This window comes from Bartonella sp. CR84HXZ (genome assembly GCF_042194535.1).
GTDB lineage: Bacteria > Pseudomonadota > Alphaproteobacteria > Rhizobiales > Rhizobiaceae > Bartonella > Bartonella grahamii.
In genome coordinates this window covers 37263-60294 of the sequence record NZ_JBHIMY010000011.1, presented here as the reverse complement: position 1 = coordinate 60294, position 23032 = coordinate 37263, and the positions used below count along the sequence as shown (strand labels likewise).

Genomic DNA, 23032 nt, shown 5'->3' with positions numbered 1-23032 from the left:
CGGCGGGTCTACTAAAATAAAAACCTATACTGAACGTCTCTCTCCTTATGGTGAATTAGAGATTGTCTGGGTCTAATATAAAGCAGTGCAATCTTATTGCCCCAAACGCGTGCCAATTGTGCCGAACGCCCTTTGCGTGCCAAATTCACTTGCGATTCACCAATGAGTAAACGATCGGGGTGTATTTCCATCAGATCAGCAAATTGCGCCTTGGTGACAAAACCATCAGCAGTACCACCCCCTTTAACGGCTTTAATGATTTTGGGATGACGTTTGAGTTTTGACCAAACAACTTTACCCATCACAATGGTGTTGGGCGTATAGACGAGACTTTTATCCATCGCCTCATCTAAAGTGGCATAAGGGTCAGATTTTTCATAATCACTGAATTTATTCTCACCTTTGAGAGTTATCACGCGCTCTGGTGCGTAATTTTCACTTCTTTGCACAAGGGCTGCAACACGCACTTCACGCCCCAATTCTAGCAAATTGGCAAGTCCCTCTACAGCTGTCTTTTCGGGGTTATAACGAGAGCGTCGCTCCGCCCGTGCGCGTGCCGCTGCTTCAATATCTGAATTGGGGATGAGATCATCCAGTCCGTAATCTTTGACACTGGCTTCCCGTTCAAAGGCAGAAAATTCCACCACATTCGGGCGCCCTTTTCGCCCAACCTCAAGTTCAGGAACGGTAAAATTTTCCGCTAAAGGAAATTCACTATATTTAAACACCTCACTTAAAACAGAAACGCGTGGCAAAACTTTATCGCCAATAAGAGAACCTGCTGGATTGCGATAACCAATAGCTATAGCAGTAAGTGTTGGATCAATGGGAAAAGGTCTGTTCATTTTAAGCCTCGATTAATTAATTTTAAAAGAAATAACATCACCAGCAGAACCATCACTCATGGCAATACCAATGGTGCGATCTGCTGCTTCTGCCCTTATGGCGTGCCCCTTTGGGTCAGAGGTCAAAAAATCACCAAAGGAAACATTGCCTCCACAAACCACTTCGCCCCAACCACATTGGCCAACATCAATCATCTCACCAGCCTTGGCTTCACAAGACCCAGCAGTCCCTAATAATTTATCACCCTTACCAGAAGCCATTGCCACCATTCCCTCACCGCGGGCTGCAACAATGCAATAAGGTGAGATCACATCTCCAGCGCGAAAAGATTTAATTAAAATCATCGTACTCATGATTGGCGCTCCTTTTGCTCGCTAATATACTCAACCGCTTGGCTAATGGTGATGTCGAAGCCTTTTTTCTTCTGCTCTTCCTGATAATGACGTGCCGCAAGGGCAACCTCTTCTGGAGCAAGCTTTGGTTCTTGTGCTAAGGCACACACTTCTAGAGGGCTTGTTGAGGCAAGCGCCGGCAACTTCTCGACCAAACTTTTAAAATGTTCCATCCCCCCTTCAAGGGCACAAAGCGCACGATATTCCTCGCGAGCAGCCGGCAAAATCTTGCCCTCTTCAATGGTCTTATCTAAAAGACTCTCAATGGCACTGTTTTTTTGCTCTTCTTGCAAAAGCGCTAAATCTTCTCGCGCTTTTGTTAATTGGGCATTTAATTCTACGCGTTCCTTTTCGCGCGCTTTAAGCGTTGCTAAAACCTCATCCGCTTTAGCATCTTCTGCCAGCGATAGTGCACTAGCAATGGCTGTCAAATCCATCATTTTCTCCGTCAAAGTTATAGGGGGTATTTTGGGCTGTTCACGGCTTAAAGCCGTCATGACAAGGGCTGGACGATTGACCAGTCCAGCACCGGCTAAATTCAAAATTTCACCTTTCTTGGAATGGCGAAACTCAGGCGAAAGATAGCGATATTCTCGGGCAATAATTTTTTTGGTAGCCATATCGGTCCATTTAACCCGCCCCCAAATCGCACCATCCCGCTCTGCTAATTCTTCAATCCAGCCACTGGCGGGTGCTTCTAGACCATTTCTCGCACGGTGATGTTGCCCATGCTCATAATCAATCACAAGCGGTCCTTTATTGGCTGCAAAGGCTTTTAAAATAGTTTGCGGGTTATAATGCCATTGTCGTCCATCACGTGCCTTCACATGGGGCGCTTTGGGCAACAACTCTACCCACTCAGGCGCTTGGCTAATGGTGGCGTCTTCACATGAAATGTCTTGGCATAAAACGTCTGGACAGAGATCTATTAACGCAGCATGAAATGTTTCTGCATCCCCATCTTTTTGATCTTCGTGAAATTCCTGTTCCATACATTGCCTATTGCTTTACAATTGTCATTGGCAATACAATGCATGAAACTTACTCCTACTATAAGTCTGACACTGTCAGTCAAAAGAGCATTTCTCAAAAAAACACTCTTTTCCCTATTATTCTCCTTGTGAGAGAAACCCCCGTGCTAAACCATCCCATAAAATCGTTTTCAAAGGCACTTCAAAGGCGATAGAGCGCCGTTGTGAAGTTAGAGGTACAATTTATCATCTTATACAAAAAAAGCCTCTCTTAAGCCGTTTTTTTAAAGATTGCTTTTTGGCTTAAAAACATTATATTATTGGATGTAAGGCGTGAGCCAGTTTTGCCAGGACGGTTTTATCGGATCTGCGAGGAGTTGACCGCCCTCCACGCCTTCTCATTTTCCTCGCCTCTTTTCCGTTAAGAACACAAGACTTTCTTCCTGTTGTTTTCTTTACAACAACCTCTCGCCCTTTTTTTCAGCCGCATCCAATAAGCGTTCAATTTCTCTAGAGCTTTTTTTATGCATGGAGGTCAACCACCATTCTTGTTTGCTTGCTACCCATTTGACCACAAAGCGCCACCATGCCCCACCACTTTCACCAAAAAACATAACACCCTGCGTATCTTTGCGTCTGATAATGCCATGGGGGCGAATGAGTGTTTGAATAGCGGCTCGAAAATCATCTAAGTGAAGAGCTCGCGCTTGATGCTCTAACAAAATATGTTTCACACTGTCTGAGGATAAGAGAATAAGAGAATTTTCCGCTGCAAAAACATCACCCACCTTATTTATCATCGGGGCAATGGGTATAAACCCGCGAGGCATCCGTCCTTCAAACATGGCTTCCAAAATTGGCGAACCCACAATATCTTCAATGGCAATGCGCTTTTGATTGTCCCCCATCACGGAAATTTTATCACTCAAAAAATGATTTAAATTTTGCGCCCGATGTTTCCCAGGGTTCAAATGCCAACCAGGATCAATCCCCTTTGGTATCTTCTCAACTTTCCCCGTCCGTTTATTGTGCCAAACCTGCTTTTCAACAAGAAGTGGCTCTGCCCCCTCTTCATATCCTAAATTGTCTGCTTCATAACGGCTTACCTGTCGCACACTGCATTTACACCGCCAACCATTGGGTGGATAAAGCCAATCCCAAACCGGATCATCAACGGGTGCAGTAAACCCCACCCAACTTTCATGTTCTAAACGCTTATGTTCTGAACTCGACAAAGCATAGGTGAGATAGGGCAAAAATTCTTTATTATTTTGTGTGCGCTCCCACTCACCTGCCGCATGCGCACTCATGGTATTGGCCCAATAGACCGTTTCTAAACGCCGTGGGCTGCCCAATTGCACCACGCTCTTTTCACCAGTTTTGGGGTCAATGCTGGTCTTTTTACCCCACCAACCATTTTCCTGTAAAATCGGCATCAAATTTTTTTGAAAATCTTGAAAAGGAACTTGATGTTTTATGGCTTCTCCAACCGCTCGCTTAAAATCATCCAAAATGTCATAGCCTACCGATTTTGCCACCGTAAAGGAAAAAGCATGTTCTTCTGGTGCCACATCACGCCAATCAAAGCTTGGAACAAGTGCCTTGGCTTCAAAATAACGGGTGACCTCTTTAGGGGCGGTTTTAAAAAGTTCCTCATCCATGATACCCAAGCCCACGTGCAATCATTTGTACTTTTGCCAAGCGCGCTGCTAATGCGTGATGATCCATTTTACCGAGCAATTCATCCAAGCCTTTTAGAATATCCTCATAACTTTTTGCTTCTCTCACAAGCTTTTTAAAAGGCTCTAAAAGGGGTTCTAAATCCTCTTCCCAGTCACTTAAAGCTTCTTCAGAAAGTCGGTCCAATTCGTCGTGATATTTCCCACCCTGCTTTTTTCCACCCTTGCTCTCTCTTGTCACAGAAACATCAAAAGCACCCCCACAATCAGCACAAACATGCGCCTTTTGTCCCCTCTCATCATCAAGCGCATTATCAGGAGACTTTAAAACATCTTCTTCTTTTGTTGGTTGCGAAAAGCCAATCTTATTGCGCACTTCTTGCGCCCCAACACGCAAACCTAAAGGCACAAGTTTTTCCAGCGCATCACTAATCGCTTTAATATCTTCATTTTCCGAAATCGGCCAATAGACAAGGGGATAGCGCTCTTGGCGCCCAAAATTAATCTCAACAAAAGGCACAATCAAATCACGATTGGCTGTCAATGCCAATTGCCGTGCATCAGCTCTGGCAATATCATGGCGCACATTTTCATGAATGCGTGCTTGCGAAAAGGACGAACCATCATCCGTCGTCATCGTTTGTCCCAACACACCCTTTGAAATCTGCCGATCTAAATATTCCGCCTTGACACCAAAAACCGCATTGCCACTGCCCCCTGCCGCTTCAATAAATTTAATCTCCATTTCTTTGGGAATAATTGCTGCCGCATCACTGGATAAATCACGTACTGCTTGAATGAGAACCCGCCGTTCCTCATGAGAAGAGCTCGCACCATATTTGCCCACACGCAAAGGCATACCGTAAACTTCTAAGAAGGCCATCCAATCTTTCAGTGTATAAGATTTAAACAAAAAAGCCCAAGCTGCAAGCCGTGCAAGCCCCGTGCGGATAGGTAAACCACTTTTTAACTTTGGGCGATGAATGGAAAATTTATAAGCAGGCAACTCAATACCATAGTGAGACCCCTCTTCTTTTAAACGCAAATGAAAACCATCCCGCCGGTCTAATTGAAAAAACCGCTGGTCACGCCATTTCCAAGCAACCGGCCACCATTCCTTAGCACTCTTGTCCCATAAGGTTTCAACAATCGCATAGCCTTTTCCCAAAGCATCTAACAAATCCGTCACATAATCATCAACAAAAGTGGGTGCACTAATCACTTCTCGCACCGCATCCGCAATCTTTTTGTCCAATGCACTGTTGCTTGCTGCAATCACTCCAGGCTCCACCCCTGTGAGAGCATTTTTACGCATGCCAAGCACAGCTCGATAATGTAAATCACGCTCTTCCATATCATCGGCAAGTTGGAAAAACTGCTCTGGATGACCCCCTGCTGCCTGTTGTAAAATATCAGCAAGTTGCGCAGGGGTGAGACCACTGACAATGGTTTGTGACCACACATCACGAACACCATTAACGGTAGGGCTTGCAACTTCTCGCTCCAACCCTTTGATATTAAGCGCCCTGCCCCACTGATCTAAAAGTTTTACCATCTCATCATCCCATCAATAAATCTTTGATCGCATTGTTGAAAAAAAAAGGCGTTGAAAAGAGCGAGCTTTCATCAAAACGATAAGCCTCTCTCACAGGTGTATAATCATAAATTTCAGGAGTTTGGCGGCTGGCAAAATAAGCCAAAGCGCAAGCAATCGCGCTATCACCATGACGCATAAAACCATCACTGCCTTTAAAACGATGATTGTCTGGAATTTTCACAATGCCATTGACATAAGCAAGCGCTTGATGATCCGCAACAATGTCACTATCGCGCGGCAGAACAATGGACCCATCCCCAAAAGCTTCCAAATAAGCCGGCATTTCTTTGCCATACCAACTTTGCGACAATTGCACTTCCCTCACACAAGCCCCATAACACTGTGCTGCTTTTTCCGCTAAATAAGCCCCATTGCCCCGTGCATCCAAAGCGCCCCCCAACAAACGCGGCAAGCCATTCACCACATAAAATAAAATCTCTCTTTGTTGATCAAACGGCGTATTGCGCAATTCCACCATAAACCGGACACGGCGCACCAAATCTTGTCCCACCTCCATCACCACAATGGAGGTGGCATCCCCACTCCGCGCAAAATCAACACCAAAAACATGTTGGCGCCGTCGGTCAAGCTCAATATGAAGAGGTTTTAAGCGCCCCTCACACCAATTAAAAGCAGCTTGACTTCGTTGATAATCCGATTGATTTTTAAAATTATCCACACAAGCAAAACGCAACACCGCAATATCAGGCGCGCAACAATTTTCAATCTGTAAGCGTGTTAAAGCCGCTCCTTCTTGATCGGCGGGTATGGCATCTAATTCTTGGCGCATAGCAGCCAAACGCACCCCATAAGAGGCACGAATTTGCTCTTCCCATTGTTGCTCAGACGCTAAACTCCACACCTCCCCCTTCATGGCACATACTCTTTTAAACAAGCCATTTTTAACAGCGACACCAAAGGGGTAACAATGCACCGAAAAAGGCACTTTTCCTGCTCGCGCCTCACGGATCAATTCATTGAAAGGGTTTAAAACACCGTTATGGGTAGAGATCACACGGATCTTGCCTCCCCAAATCAACAAAGCATTGACCGCATCCAAAACAGAGCGCACATCTTGATGAAACGCCGCCTCGTCAATCACCACAATGCCCTGTAGCCCCCGAATGTTTTCAGGGCGGCTAGAAAGCGCCTCAATCCGAAAACCTGAAGCAAAACGCACTCGATAAGCAGAGATATATTTTGTTGACCCATCCGCCCTTTGATCAGAGAATAAAAATTCCTCCACATCCCCACTATTACGAGTGATTGCCCTTGCAAAATTGCTCACATAACCAATAAATTCACGTCCCTTTTCTTTGGTGTCTCCAATATAAAAAACATTATCGCCACCAGCTTCACGCGTTGCTGCCGCAATAAGGGTATCATCCAAAGCTTCCGCAAAAGTAATGCCGGTCCGCCGCCCCTTTTCAACCAATTTTAATGGGGACTTATCTTCAATCCATGCGCATTGATGCGCCATCAAAACACCTTCCTCCAAAGGATCTTGCTCTTGAGGGAAAGTACTCGCCTGCCAAATATCAAAACCACTCTGATGATCAAAGACATGACTTTTTGAGAGGAGCTGTTCAGCCATTTTTAACCCCCAACACCTGCGCACGAATAGCCCGCGCGCGCTCTTTAGAGAGCCCCGCTGCTGCCGCTGCCATCTCAACCGCTTTACTTGCTTTGGAGGCAAAATCATTTTCCAACTTTTGCCGCCTCGTGGTCGACAAATGTTCAGCCGCCAAAACCCCTTTGAGCGCATTGGCCAATTCTTGTGCCGCTTTTGGTGAAAGGTTTTCCCCGCTGCTTAACGTGGAAAAAATCAGTTCTTTAATCGCTGCAGCCGTCAAAAGAGTGATGTTATCAGAAGCTTTAGCATCAAAGCGCTGCGAGAGGCTTGCTGCAATTTCTCTTGTCTGTTCTAGGCGCCTTGACATCACCGCTAAACGCAAAGAATAACGATTAAAACTGGAAAAAGAGGGAATAGAAAAGCTTAAACCCGTTTCCTTTTGTAAAGCCTTCAAAGCCGCTTTAAACTCACCATACATAGCCATTTGTGTCTTCTCACGCCCATTTAAAGCCTCAGCAGCCGCAGCAATAATCTGATCACAAGCTTGCGGCAATAAATCAATCGCCGTTAAACGTCCACGCCCGACCTTGCGCATCCTTCACCTCGTATTTTATTGATGAACGTTTAGGCCGCTTAATCCCCTCAATGGAAAAGCTCCGGTCTAAATGACGCGCTCCCCGTTCTGTTAACGCCGCAAGAAAAACTGAACCCACCTGTTTTAATGTGACAGCACCTTGATCTTCCATAAAAGCCAGTTCATTATGCACAAAATCGCGATCGCGTCTGATGCCATAACTGTATAAAAGCCGCTCGATCATCGCACTCGATAAAGTTTCACTGCGCTCACAAGCAAGCCCTTTTAAAATAATTAACCGCGCTTCTTCACGGATGATTTTATCCATATCTGCTTTCATTTTTTGGCATTCTCCAGTAAAAACTCTTGCAAGCGCTCACCAATGGCTGCCACCGGTTGCAATTGCGCAGAAAGCGTGTTGAGACGACCATTCAAACGTTCCATATTCACTTCTAATCTTTGCATCGCATCGCGATCAGGCAAAAAGTCCATCTCCGTTTCTAACTTTTGCACACGCTCTTTAAGCACTGTCATGTCTTTCAGCATTTCCCGCGCACCTGAAGAAAAATAGGCTCTCAAAACCCCACAAATCGCAATAACCGATAACAATAAAGACAACCAGCCATTCGCAACACTGATATCCAAGTTCACTTGAATCCCCCCTCTCTTTTGCCTAAAATCGCCCGCTCCACAGCTTTTCTGCGTTGTTCACAAATCAATAAAGCAGCACGATCACGCCCCCAATAGTGCACCACTTCGCGCGCATTCAAAGCACGCTCTGGCAATAATGCTGGGCGGGCACACGCCATGCGAACAACAGGCGGCAATTCAACCGATAAAAACTGATACGCAAAACTATCCCTTGGCTTGGTTGTTGAGCAAGCGCACACGCTCAAACCCAATACCACAGCCAGTAGTTGGCAACTTCCCATTGATTTCCTCCATTTTTGTAAGCTTTTGTTCCAAAGCCGAAATTACCCCTTGCGCTCGATGTTCAGCTTCCAACGCTGCTTGCCTTTGTCGCTCCATCTCAAGCTGTGCACGTACAGAAGCCTTGGTAATCTCCAACTGCCAATACAAATCACGCGCCTTTTCCGCCTTTAAAACTTGCGCTTTCATAAAGCCAAAAGCCGCTAACATCACACTGACCAAAAACAACAAACCAAAAGACAGTTTTGAAAGTGGGCTAAACATTGCGCTTATCCCCCCACCCCGTTATCTCCACCCCATCATAGGAGCTGCTATGCCGCTTATGGGAATGTTTCCTATTGGAAAAATCCAACGAACCAAAACCACGATGCACACCCAAATTGCCAACAATAATCGCCACCATCGAAGGAATAGAAATACCTGCCATATCAACAATATGCGGTGCCCCCCACAAGCCACCAGAAACGAGCAAAAAAATAACCCCCCAAGCAAACCAAAAGGACCACCACAAATAGAGCCTAGAACCACGATAAGACGGTTTCATGCCTTCACCTCGCCTCCAAGTTCCAAAAGCTTTTTGGCGCGGTTTAAATAGGTCAAGCGTTGCACAAGTCCATTCTTGCCGCCATTAATCGCCTTGGTAATCCTGAGATAATCATCTTGATCTGCTAGCTTATTCAACCCTCGCATCTGCCAAAACCAAACAGCAGACCAAAGCGCTACTGGAAATCTTTCCACCACTTCTGGAAATGCTTCACAATCAACCGCCTGATCATCCACTGAGTGCCAAAACTTCGTAAAACGGCGATAATTATTGCGCCCCGTTAATTGGATCAAACCACGCCCCTTAAAGCGCACACCATCCCCAGGGTTGACATTGCCTAAATCACGCCGCCCCTCATAAGCGCGCCCAGAGGCATATTCACAAACGGTAAAAAAAACATCACTTTCATGCGCACATTGGCTTAAAAAATGTGCAACACGCAAACGTGTCGTGATCGCACCATAAGACAAAGCTTCAGGCAACGCTCGTGCCATTTCAACGATAATAAAATCTTGGCGCGCATGATGCGTCAGTTTAGGCACAAGGCGATGAAGAAAAGAGGCATCTATTGAAATCATAACAAACCACTCAATGAATAAAAATCCATTCGCAGTTTATGAAATCTCACGTCCCCAATATAAGCCTGACACTGTCAGTCAAAACTCTCAATACTCATAAAACTCTGGAAATAATAAACCTTGTGGTTCTTTTGAAGAAATTTTCTTCTTCAAGCGATAGGCTGTACGCACATGCATACCAGAAACAGCAGCTGCAGCATCCACCGACCAGCCTTTTTGCAACGCTTGCACCATTTTTTGCCGCCGTTCAGCATCTCTGCCAAGGGGAATAAGAAGGCGCACACCAGAACCATTAAAACAAAAATGGTTGATGAGTTGCTCGGCTTCTTCAAACCCAACAATTTCAATCAACCAATCAGCATTATCAAGACGCCCTGGAAGATAAACCTGTCGTCCACCAAAAGCCCGCATCATATTCCATGCTGCTTCACTGCCCGCAACATCAGCTATTTCACGCAATAAGGCAGGAAAATCGCTATAGATTTCCTCTTGCATGCATGCTTACCCCTCGCTTTTAACACTTTTACGGATTTTCCGCCCCCAAACATTCATCACTTGTCTAAAATCGCCCCCACTCATCTCACCCAAAGCTTTACCACTTAACACCATAACACTTTGATGAAAAGCTTCCACATCAAACACAGCATCGGGATTCAAACACTTCCATTGGGCACGCAAAATCAAATATCCTGGCATTTTCTGCCAAGAATCTTGAATCTTTTTTCCTTTCCAGTCAACCCCACCCTCACGCTGCAACCAACCTTTCAACGCCTCAATAGCTCTGCATGCATCATCGCTATCGCGTAAAAAACGAATATGATCAACGCCTGTCTGTCTTTTCACAAAGGTAAGCAACGCCTTATCTGAACGATCACGAATAATGCCAAGATTCCACCCAGCAATCCAGAGCGCCTGTAACTTCTTAGCATATTTACCCTCTAAACGCTTCACATTCGGCTCAAAACCAAACGCTTTCATTTCAGCGACGACTAAACGTTTCTCTAAAAAGTCCAAATCTTTCGCCGATTGCTTGCCTGTCAAGCGATAGAGCAGTGCGCGATAGGTCTCATCATCAAGACCTAACGCGCGTTTTCCCATATGAAGGACAGCTAAAGACATCTCTCCCCCCTCACGTCTTCGCCAGATCAATGGTCACAGCACGCCAAGGATGCTCCAATGTATCACGCTCATAAAAACGCACATACTCCTTAGATGTTGTCACTCGGAATGACTCACGAATAGCACGCATCGCCTCATTCCAGCGTGGATCATCAATATCCAAACGCAACAGCATAAAGATCTCCCCCCGATTCACCTTGCCTTCTTTATCCGTATTAAAAGCACGCGTAATAATCGCACGAATTTCAGGTCGCGCATCCGCAGACCACTCATTTAAGCACTCATCAAGAAGGCTTTTGGCAATTTGCAATTGCGGTCCAAAATCAACACTTTCCTGAACTTGCACTTTAATGCGTTGCAAACCATCAAAGCTTGTGTAAGTACAATTGCCCTTTTTGCCACGCCGCTCCACACCATATTCTTGCGCAAGCAAGCTATCAAAATCACTCAAATCCGCAATCGTATGGTTGTTAAAACGCGCAATCCTTGCCGATAATTCTTTGGCAAAACCCATAATTTTGCGCACCGTTTCATCTTCTAATAAATCCGCAGGACGGATCAGGCTTACCGGCACCAAAGCCCCTTTTGCATCCTTCATATAACGCGTGCCTTCAAGTTCAATTTGTGGATTCATCACCAATGTCCTCCTTATGTTTTTTGAAACCGACGAAATGGCACAACATCCCCTGAAGAAGGCGCACATCCCGCTTTCAATTGCCAACGACACCGCATAAGCTCATGTCCCAAAACGTGGTTATAGCCTGCCAAGCGGCGCAAATAATCATTCAATTCTCGAACATCTTTCGCACTTAAAAAAATCCCATCCATTTCATGTTTTAACAAGGCAGAGCGCAAAGCAACCAAGCAATCTCTCACCATATAAGGGTTCCGTTCCATCATTTTCCGCCTCCAAAATCCATATAAATCACACGATTGCTCTCATCCGCATCAGAGCTGTCACACTCAGCCAAAACTTCTGCAACTTGGCCTTCCAAAACCGCATCCGCTTCCCCCAAACGATGAACACTCAACTCCAGTTCAAGCAATAACGCCAAATCAACACACAATTTAAGCTTTTCTCCAATATCAAAACCGCATTGATAATCGTCATAAAGACCAACAAGCGTATCGGATAATTCTTTGTCGCATAAAGGGATCATGCCAATTCCTCCACGTCACGGTTTTTCCATGCCGCTTTGACATGTTTCAGGGTCACCTCACACCCATCTCCAAGCGCTGCCATGCGTGCCAACATCATGGTTTTGTCAATTTGCCGCAAAGCTCCAGCCTTTAAGCCAATCCCTGTCAAAAACTTTATCGCACCAACATCCTCAATCCCCCAATCATGAATGCGCGCAGCAATATCCTCACTATAGGGCTTGCGCCGTTTCAGATGCATCGCCAAACGGCTTTTAATTTGTGCATAAGAGGGACCATTTTGACGATGAACCAACCGCCCCGAGATCTCATCATTCCCAACCAAAGCCAACCCTGTGCCATTAATATCAACAAAATGGCGCAACTGATTAATCGCCTCATCCGTTAAATTTTGCGCTTCATCAACAATCAGCAATGTTCCGCCACCAACACGCTCTAACTTTTTGCCAATGGCACGCGTTAAGCGGGTGGGATTATATTCCACCACTTCCAATTCTGCTGCCATATCATTCAAAATACCGTGAACACTGCGCGTATGTGGGCTGGCTGTCACCAGATAAACATGCGGGCGGGTAGAGCGATAATGGCGGCAGGTTTCGGTCTTGCCACTGCCCGCATCAAGCGTAATCATCACCATATCCCCCGTGCTTTGTGCCAGTGTTAAAGTATCAATAATCTCACTGGCAATTCGATTCCTCTGAAAGGCTGGTTTTTCAGGGATCTTCTCCAAAAACCCCGCCGTTTCTTTTAAAACCTCAACCCATTGTTGAACCTTTGCATTTTGCTTACCCAATTGCCCCGCATAACTGCCCGCATACCATTGCGAAAACGTCCCATCCGGCATCCCTATGCGCCGTGCCACCTCTGCTTTCGACCAATCATTCATTTGCCCCAAAGCTCTCACTGAATCCACAAGCTCATTCCATAAAGCAATGTCATCACTGTTGCGGTTTTGTGCTGTTCCATTAGGCTGGATTTTAGGTCGCGCCCAAGGATTTTTATCGACCGTTGCATTTATCGCGTTTTTCATGTATATTCCCCTCTCGTATTGATTTTAGACTATTGATAAGGGGAAGGGCTCCCACCCGCCCCTTATCTTTTGTCTTCGATAAACATTTAAAAGCCGTACGCGATACTAAAACGGCTAACCTTGCAAATCCCCTCTCTTTCTCACACATCAGAGAACTTGCTAACTCCACGCATCTCTCCCGATCAGGCAAAGACACCTAGAAACTTCATGTATTGATTAAACTTTTAAAGGATTAAGATTCCTCCCCCCTTTCTTTGTTAACGCTTCAAGCTGATACGCGATACAAAACCAGCTTCCTTTTGAGAATTCTTATAACCCCCCCCTCTCTTTTCCTATTTTCTTATTCTATTGCTTGGGAAACTTGATCACCTCACGCCCCTCATCAGAGGCGGAAAGCTTTCTCAAAGCTTTATGCAAGTGTTGACTAAATTCTCGAGCCCCCAAAGCCTCATCATCGTCTGCTTTCAAAGCTAAATTCCCCACATTGTTTGGCATCAAGCGGCTCACCTTTGGCTTTATCGGAAGCTTCGATTTGAACGCTTCATCCTTTTTCTCAAGGCGCCCATAAACATCGGCCAAATGATCAAGCGCAAGCTTTGCTGCCAACTGTTTTTCTGCTTTAACAGCCTTCACATATTCTTTACGCAAACGCCCATTCAAGCGCGCCGCATGCTGGTCATAAAAACCTACATCACAAAGGCATGGTGCCAAACAAAGCAACCGATTGTTCAAATCATAAACCCGTAAATCTTGATGCAAATTATCCGGATCAAAGCGTACAATCACCTTTTTCCCCGCATGCTCATTCAACGCCCGTGCCCAATAACGATTGCCATAAAAATGGATCTCCCCCGTACCCTTTTGCGCACGCAATGCCTCAGAGGTTAAAAGCCATAAAGCCCGTTGTGCCGCCGTTGCTTGCCGAATAATCGTTCCCTCGGCTTGCAAGCTCTCAGTAAAGGTCTCATCAAAACTGCGCCCCGCACAATTAACCGCCTTACGCCCCGCTTGCGCATTGTGTGCACAAATTTGCGCACCAACATGGGCTTTAAACGCTTCAAATCCTATCGCGCGCTTGCCATAATCTTCAGGCTTGGCATCCGGTTTATTGCCCGTATAAGCCCCTGCACAAAAGGGATGTTTAGAAATCGCTTCTGCCAGATCACGCCATGCCCGCTCAATCGGTTTAGACTGTCCGCTATAAGGTGTGGTCCACTGCAATTGCACCCCCAAACTCGTCAAAAGCCCTTGCGGATCATCCGGCTTAATCTTAAAGCGAAAGCGATTTTGCACACCTCCAGAAATCCACTTGCTGGTAAAGGCACGCCCATTATCCAAGGTCATACGCTCTGGTATTCCATAAGCTTCCACCATATCCCCAATCACCAAACGCACGATTTCCCAAGTCTCAGCATCCGACAGGCGCCACGATAAAATCTTGCCCGAATAAAGATCTTGAATGGCAATCAGATAAAGCCGCACAGGCTTCTCTCCCCAAGGAACATTCACAAAAACATCCAGCTTATGTCCATCCATATTCACCGCTTGCAGTGCATGCAGGCTCGAGCGATCACGCCGTTGTGCTGGATAAAGCTTCTTTGCCTTTTCTTCTCCCTCACGTGCTAAAACCACAACCGCTTTGGAAATTTGCCTGTTAAAACGACGCCGCAAAGCCCGCTCAGAAGGAATGGGCTGCCAACCCCGCTCCTGCGCAACCGAAACCATGCGCCGATAACACGCTGAAAAAGCAGGTTTAGAGGGGCGCAAATAATCCGAACAAAAAACCTCCCACGCCCCCTCATGACACGGCGCAAATTGCGAAACATTCTCCTCACCATAACAAGGTGCAAGCGCTGCCAACCAATCAGGGCGCTCATACCCCTCCACCATCTGCCGCCAATTAAAAAGCGACATCCGGCTCACACCAAATTGCACAGCACTTAAACTTGCCGCATCATGCACACCCATACCGGCATGGAGCAAATCTTCCCAAAAGCAAAGCGCCTTCAAACGCTCTTCACAGCGCCTTTTATGCGCCTTTGAAAGCCCCTCATAACGCACCCAAATACTTGTCTTTTGATCGCTTTTCTCTGTCTTTTCTTCTACACAAACCCCACCAAACCGCACCAACAATGCCGCCCGTGCCCCCTCCAGCAATAAAGAGATGTGATACTCCCAAACCGGCTTGGTTTTTCCTCCCACTTTCCTCGAAAGTTCAGAGTTTTTTCTCCAATATGCCCGTCCGTGGTTTTCAAGACTTTTATATGTTTTCGGCAACCCTGGCAAAGCTGCCTCAGCCAATTCGGCAATAGTAAACCATTCCTTCATGGCTGCCCCCTTTTAATGCAAACCGGCGTTGCGCGCATGGCTTTCAATTGCGCTGCAATCTCCCGCTGTTCCTGCTGCAACCTTGCAATTTCTGCTAACCGCGCCTCATCCCCTTGCAACAGCAACAATCCATCTTCACTCACCACCTCATCCCAGAGCCAAAATGCCTCTGTCGCCCGCACAAATGCCTTAAACCGTGGCAGGGAAATATCCACCTGCTTACTTTCCGCAACATAAGCATCCAAACTGGCCTTACTTAAACACCCAATCCCTAAATAATGCGCCATACGCTCCGCAATCACACTGCGCTCAACCCGGCATTCTCTCAAAGCCCGCGCCATCGCACGCTTAATGCGTGAGCGAAACCGCCCTAAATCAATCTGCGCAACGGGTTCACGACAAGGAAAAACCGGCTTTTGGAAAAAATCAAGCTGTTGGGAACCATGCGTCTTCATGCCTGCTCCTCCCCTTGTTCTCTTGCAAGATAATCACAAAACCGCACCTTTGTCTGCGCATCCGCCCTCTGCCACACCCCCAATAACTGAGCAAAAATCCGTTCCTGTTCATTAATTTGCGGAGGTGTATTAATCCCATTGACCAAATCAACAGCCCGCCGTAAATCTCCCTCAACCTGTTGCAAAGCAATTGCCACCCGCCGTTGCGCAACCGGCTCCATCTTGGCTAATTTCAACAATTGCGCTTGATTATCTGCCAAGGCTGTCCCCCGCAAAACAGAGCGCAACTCCGGCTGTAAATGTTGGGCAATACAGTTAAGACGTTTTACAACATCTTGAGAAAAACCAATGCGATCCGCCACATGTTTGGCAAAGGGTAAACTTGACCCTTTGCCACTTTGTCCTTTGTATATTGATTACCACCGATCAAAGGTGCAAGTTGCACCTTTGATTTTCTGTCCCCACCACGCTTAATCTCCCCATACTTCTTTTCCCACAATTCGCGGTAAGTCTGGACAAAAAGCGCACAGTCAATAACAGACAATTCATTACGAAAGAGGTTTTCAGCCACTTCTAAAAGCGCGGCATTGTCCTTATCAGCCTGCACCACAACCGCATCAATGTCACTATAGCCCAAAAGCTCAGCAGCACGAAGCCGATGCGCACCAGCTATAAGCGTATAATTGCCCTCTTTAGCATTGGGGGTATGGCGCACCGTAATCGGATTCATCAATCCCTCCCGCGCCATTGATTGTGCAAGTGCCTTGGCATGCTCATCATCCACAGGGCGTATACGCTCCGGCACCACAATCACATCAAGAGCAAGCTTTTGAAACTGTGCCATCACGCCGCCGCCTTTCTGATCTCTTTAAAGAATAAATCCATCGCACGCCCCGCCCATCTTCGATAAGCTTTCGCAAAAACGGGTTCTTCCAAACGCCGGTTAATGGTACGCAAAGAACGAGCAACAGCAGTGCGTTCACGCTCTTGCATGGCAACAAGACGCCGCCGCGGCACCTCAAACTGATAATGCAAGATATGGATAACAATCTGTCGTGCTAACGCCGCATCAAATAAGCCATGCGGAGGGTCAATAATATACCGGATCGGCAGATGCTTAAATCCACCACTCACCGCCTTAAAAGAACAGGCAAGCATAGCTTCCAAACGTTCAACCTCCGAATAAGGATTAACGATATCGCTTCTGGCTTCTGGGGTCCATAAATTACAAGCAGCAACCATAACCCCCCCCTATAAAAATAATATGACCACCATCTAATCGCCAAAACCAACCCATCCAAACGGCTGTTCTATGATGCAACTCTATGCAATTTATCTTGCCTATTTCGTATTGATCTTTAGACATTGATAAACCTTTTCATCTTATGGTAATAAATTCATGGCAAATGCGCAAAAGCGCAAAGCCGTGTAACGAAGTTTAAGCAGCATTACCGCGCAAAGCAGAATGCGCACGCGAATCTGTGTTGGCATGTTTTGCTGCTTTAAAAATGCGACGGCGACTTTTGGGGTAGCGGTCGCTAAAAACCTGCTCAACGGGCAAACCGATAAAATCGGCAATAGCACGTTCGGCTTTCTCGTTAGACCGTGTCCAAATGTGTTGAACACTGGATGACGATAGTTGATAAGCTTTCGCGAGCTCCGCCAAGGTCATATTACGGCAGCGTAGCTCGGCTAAAATACTATGGCGATCCCAAACTTGTGTGATAGTCATAAACTTCGCTCCTGCTTTAAACGGATGCTCCCACATCCGTTTTTTGTGGGGTTAATTGTAAAATATCTGCCCTCTATATCGGGCGGTAATAACAGTTAAAACCATTTTACGGGCTTGTTAACCCGTAAAATGGTTTTAATGGGTATTTTTTTGGCACGTTTAGAAACAGAACCTAAAACACCATTGGCAAAACGCCTACGTGAAATAAGACGAATCTACGGAAATGAAGAACGTAGTATCTTTGCGCAACGGCTTAATTTACAACGTAGCACCCTTGCCAATTATGAAATTGGAGCACACGAACCAACATGCTCAACAATTAACGCCTATTATACGGCCTATAACATTAATCCTCATTGGCTCGTTACGGGTAAAGGCGAAATGTTTAGTGACATGGCAAAGGCGAAAGCAGCTGGTTTTAAAGCACAAACTATTCCTACTGGTCTCATGAAAAAGCTTGGTCGCATAGCTTATACAACCTATCGCGATGCTAAAATAAAACTCCCTCCTGAAGATATAGCGGAACTCGCGACGGAACTTTGTATAAAGTTGCAAGAGCTTGTTCAAGACATCAACGACACGGAAGAAGTAGAGCTTATTTTACCTCTTTTAAAACTGCATTTAAAGCGTCAAATAGAGGCTGAAAATGCACATCCAGAAACTACATAAGATACAGCTTAATGCCTCTTTAATATGAAAAATCGATATGAAAATCTTTTTTGCTTTTTTGGTCATTTTTGGCTGATTTTGGAGTGAGCTTCACAATTTACCGAATTTTTTTCACAGGGTCTTCAAAGGCGGTTTTCTGGGCTTTCACAGACTTTTCAAAGCCTTCTCTCATTTTTACCATGAAAACGCACTTTTTTCTGATTTTCGCTCTTTTTTACAATTTTAGGTGTCAAAATACAATTTTACAAAGAGTGCATTTAATGGTAAAAATTATACATAAAAACAACAAATTACCACGTGTTCCTACCTAATCCCACTTAGTATAAAACCTAGTGTCAAACTACAGCTACAGGAAAAGTAGAAATTCATTTCAATGTCGAATGGAGTGATAGCGCTGCCGTAAACAAACAAAAAGCTGACCATCTTCTGATTCACGGTGATGTTTCAGGGACTACACTGGTTTATATCACTGGATATTTAGAAAAGAACAATATTAAAGCAGACACTTCTGCTCTTACCAGTGTACGTGGTCTTTCACTCATTCAAGTTTCTGGAAAAGTAAATCAAAACTCTTTCAAACTTGCAAATGGCTATATCACAATAAGTGGTTCACCTTATAAATATATACTGAAAGCTTATGGACCAAAATCAAACCACAGTAAAACAAATACTGAACAAAACCTTTTAGGAGAAAATAAAAATTTCTGGGATTTTCGCTTACAACCAGTACTTCTTGATAGCGACTAAAAAGTAAAAAACATCGTGCCATAAATACAAACTCTTTGATCATGCCCAGTGCTTCTCTTGTATGCTGGATTGACCGATATGGCTAAGCAAAGTGCAACTGTTAGCCAATATGTGAATATCTGTCTTAGGGAAAGAATAAGACAAACGGAATGGCTTCTTCTTATACGCCTATGGAGAAACAAGAGTTTTATTTTTTGATAAGTAGTGCTCCTAGTAAATATGGTTGTAGCAGTGCTAATCTTCGCTATGCTGCTCTACAAGGAGCTATTAACTTTGTCGCGCTAGAAGGGCAAAATATCTACAACACATTTTGGTCTTGTAGGAACCTATGGACAACTCTCTTTCACTCCAAAGAATATGCAAGACGGTAAGTAAGAGCATGTTGAATAAATGGTCACTTTACTCACTGCCTATGGCAGTATACAGCGTGACAATGGTTTTTATCTTAATACTCTTTTATCCTATGAAATCCTAAAAGAAGATATCATCAATGCCATCATTGACAAAACAGCAAAATTGAAAAATGCAAAAATGTTGGCGATCTCCACAACTGTTGGCAAACAATTTGCAACGGGTATTCAAGGCGTAACATTCGAACCACAGGCACAGATTGCCTATCAACATTTGATGTTTGATACCATTAAAGATGCTGATAATCTGACCATTGACATGCAAAATCCTTCTCAATGGATGATCCGTGTTGGTGGACGTTTGACAAAAACCATTGCCACTGAAAACAGCCGTCCTATGTCTTTCTATGGAAAAGTAAACTTAATCAAAACCTTTGGTGATGATCAGACATTCCATATTGATAAGTATTATAAACGTGACCCCTCGGGAAGTTCCGTTGAAGGTGGGCTTGGTATTAGTGCATAATTGTCCACTAACCTCTCCCTTCATGGTGATGTCAGCTATCAACAAAAGCTTCAAAAAACTGGTATAAGTGGTGCAAGCTTTTCAGGAGGAATACTCTATCAGTTTTAAATCAAGACTGTAAAAATAGCCTATTCAATTTAACAAAAAGGCAGCATATTGCTGCCTTTTTGGTTTATTATAAGCTGTTTTTAAGCGCTTTTTTAAATAGAGAACAGCGAAATATTTGAAGACTGTCATTGACCATTGGATGTTTTTTACAAAAAATTCTTTTTATAAAGAATAAAACTGTAAAAAAGAGAACAACCAAAAACAAAATGATATTGTAAAATAATGAGACGCTTTTCTAGAAAATACAACATTACTATCTTTTGTTATTTCTCACAAATTTAATGCTTAAAATCCCAAAATAAAACTTTTGAACATAAAATGATAAGTAAAAAATAATGCAATAATATCAAACAAAGAGATGTATGTTATAAGTCATTCGTATATTTCAAAATGGGAGTTCTAATAGGATTTAAAATATTACAGCTCAAACACTGCCCAGAAAATTCATACTGAAAAAATCCTATTATCCCCTTCCCTCTTAACAATGCCGCCAAACATCTCCAGAAACTTCAAAACAAATAAAATTGCATTTTCTCTTCTGTAAAATTGATCATGCTCTTTGCTCTCTATGGACAATAGGCTCTATACTTGCTTCAAAAAACTCCTTTGTATAATCGTGTTGCGCATGTAAATTACGCAATTCATCATTGCTAAGCTCTTCAAGAATAATCCCTTTATGCATAATTCCAACACGTTCACAAATATGTGCAACAACAGCAAGATCATGGGATACCATCAAATAAGTAAGCTTTTTTCTCACGCGTAATGATTTCAACAAGTTTAAAATTTCAGCCTGTACCGACACATCCAATGCAGATGTTGGCTCATCAAGCAACAAAACCTCTGGTTCAATAATTAAAGCACGTGCAAGAGCAATACGCTGACGCTGCCCTCCAGACAGCTCATGAGGATAACGATAAAGAAATGAAGAATCTAAACCAACGGAATCTAAAGCATCCTCCACCCGCTCCTTTTGATTATCCATCCCATGGATTTTGAGAGATTCAGAAAGAACCGTATGGACCATTTTTCTTGGATGAAGTGAAGCATAAGGATCTTGAAAAACCATTTGAATACAGCGTAAAAAATCTTTACTTCTTTTCTTTTCGACTTCTTGTCCAGCAAAAAGGAACTTTCCACTATAATCTGGAATAAGCCCCACCAATGTATTCAAAATTGTTGATTTTCCACATCCGGATTCACCAATCAAACCATAAGCTTCACCACGCTTAATATGAAAATTAACATTTTTAACAACTGTTACTGCCTTATGCCTATGACCAAAAGTTACAGATAAATTAGAAACATCAATAATATTCTCACAATTTGTCATGAGGAACCTCCTCAACACCATTAACAATCGTAGGATTATGTAACCAATCAGGATCACGCTCAGGAACAGCCAAAACATCAACAGGATTATCAAGCCGTGGCAAACTCGCGAGCAATGCCTTCGTATAAGGATGACAAGCGTGAGACAAATCAGAAGCAGGCAACTCTTCTAACACACGGCCTGCATACATCACCAAAATACGATCACAAAAATCAGCAATCATATTCAAATCATGACTAATGAAAATAAGTCCCGTTCCAGATTTTGTCACAAGTTCATCTAACACAGATAAAACTTGTCGTCTGACCGTAATATCAAGTGCAGATGTTGGCTCATCGGCAATAATTAAATCAGGTTTTGGAATGAGCATCATTGCAATCATCACACGCTGCCCCATCCCCCCTGATATTTCATGAGGAAATAGGCGCATCACATGTTCAGGATCACGAATATGAACAGATTCTAACATAGATATAGTCCGTTCCTGCGCTTCAACTTTTGAAACGCGGTAATGAATACGGTAAGCCTCCATAATCTGCTCACCAATCCGTATTAATGGATTAAGTGAATATTTTGGGTCCTGTAAAATCATTGAAATACGCTTCCCGCGGATTTTTCGCATCTGAGGTTCACTTGCGGTCAATAAATCAACATCCTCAAAGCACATTTTTTTAGCTTTAACAATGGCTGCTCTTGGACTCAACCTTAATATTGCGCGCCCAGTCATCGATTTTCCAGATCCGGATTCACCAACAATTCCAATTTTTTCTTTTCCAACAGAAAAACTAACGCCACGCACAACTTCTGAAATGCCGCGCGTTGTAGGAAAAGAAATACGTAAATCTTCTACTTCTAATAATTTATTACCCATTGCGTGGATCCAATACATCACGAAGACCATCACCTAAAAGGTTGAAAGCAAGACTTGCAAATAATATTGCACAGCCTGGTATTGCCGCCAACCACCAATTTGTCATCATAAATTCCCGCCCTGAAGAAAGCATCGCACCCCATTCAGGACTTGGAAGTTGAGCTCCCAACCCTAAAAAACCAAGGCCAGCAGCCGTTAAAATAATGCCAGACATATCTAAAGTTAATCGTACAATCACTGAAGGAATACACATGGGCGCAACGTGAAACAAAATTATTCTCCAAGCAGAAGCCCCTTGCAAGCGAACGACAGAAACATAATCAGAAGAACGTATTGTCAAAGTCTCAGCACGTGCTAAACGTGCAATTGGGGGCCATGCTGCAATTGAAATTGCAATAGAGGCATTTTCAATCCCTGGTCCCAATGCGGCTGAAAATGCAAGAGCTAAAATCAAACCTGGAAAAGCAAGAAAAATATCGACAATGCGCATGAGCACAGTATCAACCCATCCGCCCATATAACCAGATACAGTTCCAACAATAAGCCCTATTGGACCTACAATAATGGTTGTAAGAAAAACAACATAAAGAGTAATACGGGAACCAAAAACAAGGCGACTAAAAATGTCACGTCCTAATTCATCTGTTCCAAAATAATGCGCCATAGAGGGTGGCTGCAACCGATGCCCTAGATCATTGCTAAGAAAATCATGCGTAGCAATCCAAGGAGCAAAAAATGCACATATGATAATAATACAAATAATAAGCAGACCGAATACAGCCGAAAAGTTATGAAAAAACTTAACCAGTGCGTGATAAATTCTCTGTATGTTCGCCTGAATTATGGAGCTTGGAACAGGGTCGTTTAACCAACCGCCCAAAAAAGATGATGATTGCGATTTATGATGATTACTTACTGTCAT

The 23032-nt window shown here is 44.2% G+C and carries 29 protein-coding genes and 3 pseudogenes; 4 read left to right on the top strand and 28 right to left on the bottom strand.

The features are described 5' to 3' along the window. Nucleotides 1-68: 68 nt before the first annotated feature. From ACFIKD_RS06315 to ACFIKD_RS06195, 25 genes and pseudogenes are all read right to left on the bottom strand, one after another. Nucleotides 69-845: pseudogene (locus ACFIKD_RS06315) on the bottom strand (capsid protein); the annotation flags it as partial. A 12-nt stretch (nucleotides 846-857) separates the two neighbouring features. Further along, complete coding sequence (locus tag ACFIKD_RS06310; protein ID WP_375647520.1) at nucleotides 858-1199, bottom strand: hypothetical protein; 342 nt, start codon at nucleotides 1197-1199, stop codon at nucleotides 858-860. Beyond that, a complete protein-coding gene (locus ACFIKD_RS06305) occupies nucleotides 1196-2230 on the bottom strand; it encodes a phage protease (RefSeq protein ID WP_375647518.1) in 1035 nt (344 codons plus the stop codon). The genes ACFIKD_RS06310 and ACFIKD_RS06305 overlap by 4 nt, the downstream gene beginning before the upstream one ends. A 434-nt stretch (nucleotides 2231-2664) precedes the next feature. Beyond that, nucleotides 2665-3870, bottom strand: coding sequence for a phage minor head protein (locus ACFIKD_RS06300; protein ID WP_375647517.1), 1206 nt, complete (start codon nucleotides 3868-3870; stop codon nucleotides 2665-2667). After that, a complete protein-coding gene (locus ACFIKD_RS06295; RefSeq protein WP_375647516.1) occupies nucleotides 3863-5443 on the bottom strand; it encodes a DUF935 domain-containing protein in 1581 nt (526 codons plus the stop codon). Before ACFIKD_RS06295 ends, ACFIKD_RS06300 begins: the two co-directional genes overlap by 8 nt. A gap of 12 nt (nucleotides 5444-5455) precedes the next feature. Beyond that, a pseudogene (locus tag ACFIKD_RS06290) lies at nucleotides 5456-7079 on the bottom strand (hypothetical protein). Then, a complete protein-coding gene (locus tag ACFIKD_RS06285; protein WP_375647514.1) occupies nucleotides 7072-7653 on the bottom strand; it encodes a phage protein Gp27 family protein in 582 nt (193 codons plus the stop codon). The pseudogene ACFIKD_RS06290 and the gene ACFIKD_RS06285 overlap by 8 nt, the downstream one beginning before the upstream one ends. Next, nucleotides 7616-7972, bottom strand: a complete 357-nt coding sequence (locus tag ACFIKD_RS06280) for a hypothetical protein (protein ID WP_026500468.1) — start codon at nucleotides 7970-7972, stop codon at nucleotides 7616-7618. The genes ACFIKD_RS06285 and ACFIKD_RS06280 overlap by 38 nt, the downstream gene beginning before the upstream one ends. Next, a complete protein-coding gene (locus ACFIKD_RS06275; protein WP_375644711.1) occupies nucleotides 7969-8283 on the bottom strand; it encodes a DUF2730 family protein in 315 nt (104 codons plus the stop codon). The genes ACFIKD_RS06280 and ACFIKD_RS06275 overlap by 4 nt, the downstream gene beginning before the upstream one ends. Further along, on the bottom strand, nucleotides 8280-8522 hold the full coding sequence (locus ACFIKD_RS06270) for a hypothetical protein (protein ID WP_375647513.1): 243 nt from the start codon (nucleotides 8520-8522) through the stop codon (nucleotides 8280-8282). The genes ACFIKD_RS06275 and ACFIKD_RS06270 overlap by 4 nt, the downstream gene beginning before the upstream one ends. Further along, the gene (locus ACFIKD_RS06265) at nucleotides 8488-8826 is read right to left on the bottom strand and encodes a hypothetical protein (protein WP_375647512.1); all 339 of its coding nucleotides are present in this window, start codon (nucleotides 8824-8826) and stop codon (nucleotides 8488-8490) included. The genes ACFIKD_RS06270 and ACFIKD_RS06265 overlap by 35 nt, the downstream gene beginning before the upstream one ends. After that, nucleotides 8819-9106, bottom strand: coding sequence for a hypothetical protein (locus tag ACFIKD_RS06260; protein ID WP_375644708.1), 288 nt, complete (start codon nucleotides 9104-9106; stop codon nucleotides 8819-8821). Before ACFIKD_RS06260 ends, ACFIKD_RS06265 begins: the two co-directional genes overlap by 8 nt. Then, the gene (locus ACFIKD_RS06255) at nucleotides 9103-9684 is read right to left on the bottom strand and encodes a glycoside hydrolase family 19 protein (protein ID WP_375647510.1); all 582 of its coding nucleotides are present in this window, start codon (nucleotides 9682-9684) and stop codon (nucleotides 9103-9105) included. Before ACFIKD_RS06255 ends, ACFIKD_RS06260 begins: the two co-directional genes overlap by 4 nt. Before the next feature lie 87 nt (nucleotides 9685-9771). Then, nucleotides 9772-10179 carry a helix-turn-helix domain-containing protein gene (locus ACFIKD_RS06250; protein WP_375647509.1) on the bottom strand — a complete coding sequence of 136 codons (408 nt, stop codon included), beginning with the start codon at nucleotides 10177-10179 and terminating at the stop codon, nucleotides 9772-9774. A gap of 6 nt (nucleotides 10180-10185) precedes the next feature. Beyond that, a complete protein-coding gene (locus ACFIKD_RS06245) occupies nucleotides 10186-10803 on the bottom strand; it encodes a regulatory protein GemA (RefSeq protein ID WP_375647508.1) in 618 nt (205 codons plus the stop codon). 10 nt (nucleotides 10804-10813) lie between these two features. Then, a complete protein-coding gene (locus ACFIKD_RS06240; protein WP_375647523.1) occupies nucleotides 10814-11437 on the bottom strand; it encodes a DUF3164 family protein in 624 nt (207 codons plus the stop codon). Nucleotides 11438-11451: 14 nt separating this feature from the next. Then, nucleotides 11452-11703, bottom strand: coding sequence for a hypothetical protein (locus tag ACFIKD_RS06235; protein ID WP_375644704.1), 252 nt, complete (start codon nucleotides 11701-11703; stop codon nucleotides 11452-11454). Then, entirely contained in the window at nucleotides 11700-11963 is a 264-nt protein-coding gene (locus ACFIKD_RS06230) for a hypothetical protein (RefSeq protein ID WP_375647507.1), read from the bottom strand. The genes ACFIKD_RS06235 and ACFIKD_RS06230 overlap by 4 nt, the downstream gene beginning before the upstream one ends. Further along, nucleotides 11960-12991 carry an AAA family ATPase gene (locus tag ACFIKD_RS06225; RefSeq protein WP_375647505.1) on the bottom strand — a complete coding sequence of 344 codons (1032 nt, stop codon included), beginning with the start codon at nucleotides 12989-12991 and terminating at the stop codon, nucleotides 11960-11962. The genes ACFIKD_RS06230 and ACFIKD_RS06225 overlap by 4 nt, the downstream gene beginning before the upstream one ends. Before the next feature lie 345 nt (nucleotides 12992-13336). Further along, a complete protein-coding gene (locus tag ACFIKD_RS06220) occupies nucleotides 13337-15319 on the bottom strand; it encodes a transposase domain-containing protein (RefSeq protein WP_375647504.1) in 1983 nt (660 codons plus the stop codon). Further along, nucleotides 15316-15774, bottom strand: coding sequence for a hypothetical protein (locus ACFIKD_RS06215; protein WP_375647503.1), 459 nt, complete (start codon nucleotides 15772-15774; stop codon nucleotides 15316-15318). Before ACFIKD_RS06215 ends, ACFIKD_RS06220 begins: the two co-directional genes overlap by 4 nt. After that, a pseudogene (locus tag ACFIKD_RS06210) lies at nucleotides 15771-16618 on the bottom strand (ParB/RepB/Spo0J family partition protein). Before ACFIKD_RS06210 ends, ACFIKD_RS06215 begins: the two are co-directional and overlap by 4 nt. Next, a complete protein-coding gene (locus tag ACFIKD_RS06205) occupies nucleotides 16618-17016 on the bottom strand; it encodes a hypothetical protein (RefSeq protein WP_375631901.1) in 399 nt (132 codons plus the stop codon). The pseudogene ACFIKD_RS06210 and the gene ACFIKD_RS06205 overlap by 1 nt, the downstream one beginning before the upstream one ends. Continuing rightward, entirely contained in the window at nucleotides 17000-17140 is a 141-nt protein-coding gene (locus ACFIKD_RS06200; protein ID WP_375644702.1) for a hypothetical protein, read from the bottom strand. The genes ACFIKD_RS06205 and ACFIKD_RS06200 overlap by 17 nt, the downstream gene beginning before the upstream one ends. A gap of 72 nt (nucleotides 17141-17212) precedes the next feature. Continuing rightward, complete coding sequence (locus ACFIKD_RS06195; RefSeq protein WP_375647501.1) at nucleotides 17213-17506, bottom strand: helix-turn-helix domain-containing protein; 294 nt, start codon at nucleotides 17504-17506, stop codon at nucleotides 17213-17215. A 150-nt stretch (nucleotides 17507-17656) separates the two neighbouring features. On the opposite strand from ACFIKD_RS06195, the gene ACFIKD_RS06190 reads away from it, so the two are divergent. The 4 genes from ACFIKD_RS06190 (at nucleotide 17657) to ACFIKD_RS06175 (ending at nucleotide 19798) form a co-directional block, all read left to right on the top strand. Next, nucleotides 17657-18175, top strand: a complete 519-nt coding sequence (locus tag ACFIKD_RS06190) for a helix-turn-helix domain-containing protein (RefSeq protein WP_375647500.1) — start codon at nucleotides 17657-17659, stop codon at nucleotides 18173-18175. Nucleotides 18176-18538: 363 nt separating this feature from the next. Further along, nucleotides 18539-18922: a hypothetical protein gene (locus ACFIKD_RS06185; protein WP_375647521.1), complete on the top strand. Its 384-nt coding sequence runs from the start codon at nucleotides 18539-18541 to the stop codon at nucleotides 18920-18922. Nucleotides 18923-19071: 149 nt separating this feature from the next. Continuing rightward, nucleotides 19072-19293, top strand: a complete 222-nt coding sequence (locus ACFIKD_RS06180) for a hypothetical protein (RefSeq protein ID WP_375647499.1) — start codon at nucleotides 19072-19074, stop codon at nucleotides 19291-19293. A 19-nt stretch (nucleotides 19294-19312) separates the two neighbouring features. Then, on the top strand, nucleotides 19313-19798 hold the full coding sequence (locus tag ACFIKD_RS06175; protein ID WP_375647498.1) for an autotransporter domain-containing protein: 486 nt from the start codon (nucleotides 19313-19315) through the stop codon (nucleotides 19796-19798). Nucleotides 19799-20456: 658 nt separating this feature from the next. Here the strand turns inward: ACFIKD_RS06175 and ACFIKD_RS06170 are convergent. Genes ACFIKD_RS06170 through ACFIKD_RS06160 form a run of 3 tightly spaced genes read right to left on the bottom strand, consistent with a single transcriptional unit; the run spans nucleotide 20457 to nucleotide 23032 of the window. Further along, the gene (locus ACFIKD_RS06170) at nucleotides 20457-21239 is read right to left on the bottom strand and encodes an ABC transporter ATP-binding protein (RefSeq protein WP_375636657.1); all 783 of its coding nucleotides are present in this window, start codon (nucleotides 21237-21239) and stop codon (nucleotides 20457-20459) included. After that, the gene (locus ACFIKD_RS06165; protein WP_375647496.1) at nucleotides 21226-22110 is read right to left on the bottom strand and encodes an ABC transporter ATP-binding protein; all 885 of its coding nucleotides are present in this window, start codon (nucleotides 22108-22110) and stop codon (nucleotides 21226-21228) included. Before ACFIKD_RS06165 ends, ACFIKD_RS06170 begins: the two co-directional genes overlap by 14 nt. Further along, nucleotides 22103-23032, bottom strand: coding sequence for an ABC transporter permease (locus ACFIKD_RS06160; protein ID WP_015856299.1), 930 nt, complete (start codon nucleotides 23030-23032; stop codon nucleotides 22103-22105). The genes ACFIKD_RS06165 and ACFIKD_RS06160 overlap by 8 nt, the downstream gene beginning before the upstream one ends.